Annotated in this window: 2 protein-coding genes; both read left to right on the top strand. The window is 71.3% G+C overall.

The features are described from left to right. Window positions 1-651, top strand: a 651-nt coding sequence (locus ACWGJ5_RS46410) for a phosphopantetheine-binding protein (RefSeq protein WP_453315617.1), incomplete at its 5' end; no start/stop codon positions are given. A 43-nt stretch (window positions 652-694) separates the two neighbouring features. Then, window positions 695-4,889 (top strand): type I polyketide synthase (locus ACWGJ5_RS46405; RefSeq protein ID WP_453315616.1); only part of this gene is annotated, 4,195 nt, incomplete at its 3' end.

The following is a 4,889-nucleotide window of genomic DNA, read 5'->3' as shown; positions in this document are numbered from 1 at the left end:
CGGCTGGATCTGGCGGGCTTGCGGGCTCAGGCGGGCAGCGGCATGTTGCCGCCGTTGCTGCGGTCCCTGGTCCGGGTGCCCGTACGTCGTGCTGCGGCGGCGGACGCCGCGGCCCCCGGGGCCCTGGCCCAACGCCTGACCACCCTCCCCCCGGCCGAGCAGGAGAAGGTGCTGCTCGACCTGGTCCGCACGCACGTGGCGGCCGTACTCGGGTACGCGGGACCGGCGGCGGTGGACCCGGAGCGGTCCTTCAACGAGGTCGGCTTCGACTCGCTGACCGCGGTGGAGCTGCGCAACCGGCTGACCGCGGCCACCGAGGTCCGCCTCCCCGCGACCCTGATCTTCGACTACCCCACGCCCACCGCCCTGGCCGCCTTCCTCCGGGAGGAGACCGCCCCGGACGGGCCGGCGGCGGTGACCCCGCTGCTCGCGGAGCTCGACAAGCTGGAGGCATCTCTGGCGGTGGTCCTCCCCGATGACGACGGGCATGCGCAGATCACCGCACGCCTCCAGGACCTGCTGGCCAAGTGGGGTGACGGCCGGAAGGGGCCGGAGGACGACGCGGCTGCGGCCGGGGTCGCCGAGGAGATCGAATCGGCGACGGACGACGACCTGTTCGACTTCATCGGTAAAGAGTTCGGGATCTCCTGACGTGAACGGCTCCGCCTTTCTGGGCCGCGAGAGGGATGCACGTATGAACGAGGAAAAGCTCCGCTACTTTCTCAAGCGGGTGACGGCGGACCTTCATGAAACCCGGCGCCGCCTGGAGGAAGTCGAGTCCGGGGAGCAGGAACCGATCGCGATCGTCGGGATGAGCTGCCGCTACCCCGGTGGCGTCGGATCGCCCGAGGACCTGTGGCAGCTGGTCCTGGACGGCCGGGACGCGATCTCCGGTTTCCCCACCGACCGCGGCTGGGACATCGAGCGTCTCTTCGACGCCGATCCCGAACAACAGGGGACGAGTTACGTCAGCGAAGGCGGGTTCCTGCACGACGCCAACTACTTCGACCCGGCGTTCTTCGGCATCAGCCCGCGTGAGGCGCTGGCGATGGACCCGCAGCAGCGGCTGCTGCTGGAGATCACCTGGGAGGTGTTCGAACGCGCGGGGATCGACCCTGCGTCGGTGCGCGGCAGCCGGACGGGTGTCTTCGCCGGCGTGATGTACCACGACTACACCTCCCGCCTGCGCGCCGTACCCGAAGGCGTGGAGGGCTACCTCGGCACCGGCGGATCCAGCAGCATCGCCTCCGGTCGCGTGGCCTATTCGTTCGGCCTGGAAGGCCCGGCGGTCACCGTCGACACCGCCTGCTCGTCCTCGCTGGTCACCCTGCACCTGGCCGTCCAGGCGCTGCGCAACGGCGAGTGCTCGCTGGCGCTGGCCGGCGGTGTCACCGTCATGCCGACACCGGGTACCTTCACGGAGTTCAGCCGCCAGCGCGGCCTGTCCTTCGACGGCCGCTGCAAGTCGTTCGCCGCCGCGGCGGACGGCACGGGCTGGGGCGAGGGCGTGGGCATGCTCCTGGTCGAGCGGCTCTCCGACGCCCGCCGCAACGGCCACCCCGTGCTGGCGGTGGTCCGTGGCTCGGCGGTCAACCAGGACGGCGCGAGCAACGGCCTGACGGCGCCGAACGGTCCCTCGCAGCAGCGAGTGATCCGGCAGGCACTGGCCAACGCCCGGCTGACCACGAGGGACGTCGACGTGGTGGAGGCGCACGGTACGGGTACGACGCTGGGTGACCCGATCGAGGCGCAGGCGCTGCTGGCCACCTACGGCAAGGGCCGGGCCGAGGAGACGCCGTTGTGGCTGGGCTCGGTCAAGTCGAACATCGGTCACACGCAGGCCGCGGCCGGTGTCGCCGGGATCATCAAGATGGTGATGGCGATGCGGCACGGTGTGCTGCCGCGGACCCTGCACGTGGACGAGCCGTCCCCGCACGTGGACTGGTCTGCGGGTGCGGTGGAGCTGCTGACCGAGGCGCGGGAGTGGCCGGAGACCGACCGCCCCCGCCGGGCGGGCGTCTCCTCCTTCGGCATCAGCGGCACCAACGCCCATGTCATCGTCGAACAGCCGCCACTGGCCGACGACGGACAGCTCGCACCCGAGGACGGCACGGAGGCCGCTCCCGCCAAGATATCGCTGCCCGTGCTGCCCGTGCTGCCCGTGCTGCCCTGGCTGCTGTCGGCCCGAGGCGAGCAGGCGCTGTGCGCCCAGGCGGAGCGGTTGCTGGCCCACGTACAGGAACGCCCCGACCTCCACCCGACCGACATCGCTCACTCCCTGGCGACGACACGGTCCGCCCTGGAGACCCGCGCCGTGGTGATCGCGGGCGACCGCCGCACCTTCCTCGACCGTCTGGCCGAGGTGGCCGCCGGCAAGACCCCTGCCGGTGTGCCGCGCGGAAGCGCCGACGGCCGGGGCAAGACGGCTTTCCTGTTCACCGGTCAGGGCAGCCAGCGGCTGGGGATGGGCCGGGAGCTGTACGACGCCTACCCCGTGTTCGCCCAGGCCCTGGACGAGGTCCTCACTCACTTCGAACTGCCCGTGCGTGAGGCGCTGTTCGGTGACGATGCCGAGCTGATCGACCGGACGGCGTACACGCAGCCCGCGTTGTTCGCGGTTGAGGTGGCGCTGTTCCGGCTGCTGGAGTCGTGGGGTGTGCGCCCCGACTTCGTCTCCGGTCACTCGATCGGTGAGATCGCGGCGGCGCACTGTGCGGGTGTGCTGTCACTGGAGGACGCGTGCACCCTGGTCGCCGCGCGTGGTCGGCTGATGCAGGAACTGCCGTCCGGTGGTGCGATGGTGGCGGTGCAGGCGACCGAGGACGAGGTCACCCCGTACCTGACCGACGCCGTGAGCATCGCGGCCGTCAACGGCCCGACTTCCGTCGTCATCGCAGGTGATGAGGGTGCCGCACAGGAGATTGCGGCCGCCTTCGAGGCGCAGGGGCGCAGGACGAAGCGGCTGACGGTCAGTCACGCCTTCCACTCCCCGCGCATGGACCCGATGCTGGAGGCCTTCCGCAAGGTTGCCGAGGGCCTGTCGTACGAGGCTCCCGGCATCCCCGTCGTCTCCAACCTCACCGGGACGATCGCGACCGCCGAGGAGATCACCGACCCCGGCTTCTGGGTCCGCCACGTCCGTGAAGCCGTCCGCTTCCGCGACGGCATGGGGGTCTTGGAAGCGGAGAACGTGACGACGTTCGTCGAGCTGGGCCCGGACGGTGTGCTCTCGGCGATGGCGCAGGACTGTGTCACCGGCGACCGCCACGCCTTCGTCCCCGTGCTGCGCCAGGGACGGACGGAGGCCGAGTCCCTCACCGCCGCCCTGGGCGTGGCCCACGCGCGTGGGGTCGCCGTCGACTGGACCGCGTACTTCTCCGGCACCGGAGCCGAACGCGTCGACCTGCCCACCTACGCCTTCCAGCACGAGCACTACTGGCTGGACGCCGGCACCGCGGTCGGTGACGTCACCTCCATGGGGTTGCGGTCCGCCGATCACCCGCTGCTGGGCGCGGCCGTCTCCCTCGCCGATGCCGAAGGCTTCCTGTTCACCGGCCGGTTGTCGGTGGAGACGCAGCCGTGGCTGGCCGATCACGCGGTCATGGGTGCGGTGCTGCTGCCCGGCACGGCGTTCGTCGAACTGGCGCTGCGCGCCGGCGAGCAGGTCGGCTGCGAACTGGTGGAGGAGCTGACCCTTGAGGCGCCGCTCGTCCTGCCCGAAGAGGGCGGAGTCGAGCTGCAACTCGTCGTCGGTGCGCCCGACCGCTCGGGCCGCCGTTCGCTCGCCTTCCACTCACGTTCCGACCAGGCGCCGGCGGAGGAGCCGTGGGTGCGGCATGCCACGGGTGTGCTGGCGGAGGGTGCGGGTGGTGTGTCCCCGGTTGATCTGGGGGTGTGGCCGCCTCGGGGTGCGGAGTCGGTGGAGGTGGCCGGTCTGTACGAGTCGCTGGCGGCTTCGGGGTTTGTCTACGGTCCGGTGTTCCAGGGGCTGCGGGCGGTGTGGCGGCGTGGTGACGAGGTGTTCGCGGAGGTGAGCCTGCCGGAGGACGGTGGGGGTGCGGCCGATGGTTTTGGTGTGCATCCGGCTGTGCTGGATGCGGTGTTGCACGCGATCGGGCTGGGTGGTCTGGTGGCGGACACCGGTCAGGGGCGGCTGCCGTTCTCGTGGTCGGGGGTGACGTTGCACGCCGTCGGCGCCACCGCGCTCCGGGTACGACTCGGCCGTGCCGGCCAGGACGCCGTGTCACTGTCCCTGGCCGACACCACCGGCCGGCCCGTCGCGTCGGTGGACTCCTTGGTGCTGCGGCCGGTGTCGCCGGAGCAGTTGCGCGTCTCCGGTGACGGTCCGGCCGATTCGCTGTTCCGCGTGGAGTGGACTCCCGTGGAGGTGCCGACGACGGTTTCGGTGTCCGCCGCGGACTGGGTCGTCCTCGAACCCGAGGACCTGGATGCGCTCGATGTGGTGCCGGGGACGGTGGTGGTGGATGGGTTGACGCCGTGTGGTGGGGTGGTGTCTGCCGGGGTGGTGCGTGAGGCGGTGCGGCGGGCGCTGGTTGTGGTGCAGGGCTGGCTGGCCGGGGAGCGGTTCGCCGGGTCGCGTCTGGTGGTCGTCACGCGTGGTCTTGCGGGTGCGGCGGTGCGTGGTCTGGTGCGGTCGGCGCAGTCGGAGAATCCGGGCCGGTTCGTGCTGCTGGATGTGGATGAGTCGGTGTCCGGGATCGATCCGGCGTGGCTGTCCGTGGCGGAGCCGGAGCTGTCGGTCGATGCGCGGGGTGTGTGCGCGCCGCGGCTGGTCCGGGCCGAGATGCCGGCCGAGGCGTCGGCTGCTGTCTGGTCGTCGACGGGCACGGTGTTGGTGACGGGTGCCGGTGGTCAGTTGGGTGGGGTGT

The organism is Streptomyces sp. NPDC054783 (assembly GCF_053611725.1).
Note: the sequence above shows the minus strand (reverse complement) of the source record. Positions and strands in the feature narration are given on the sequence as shown.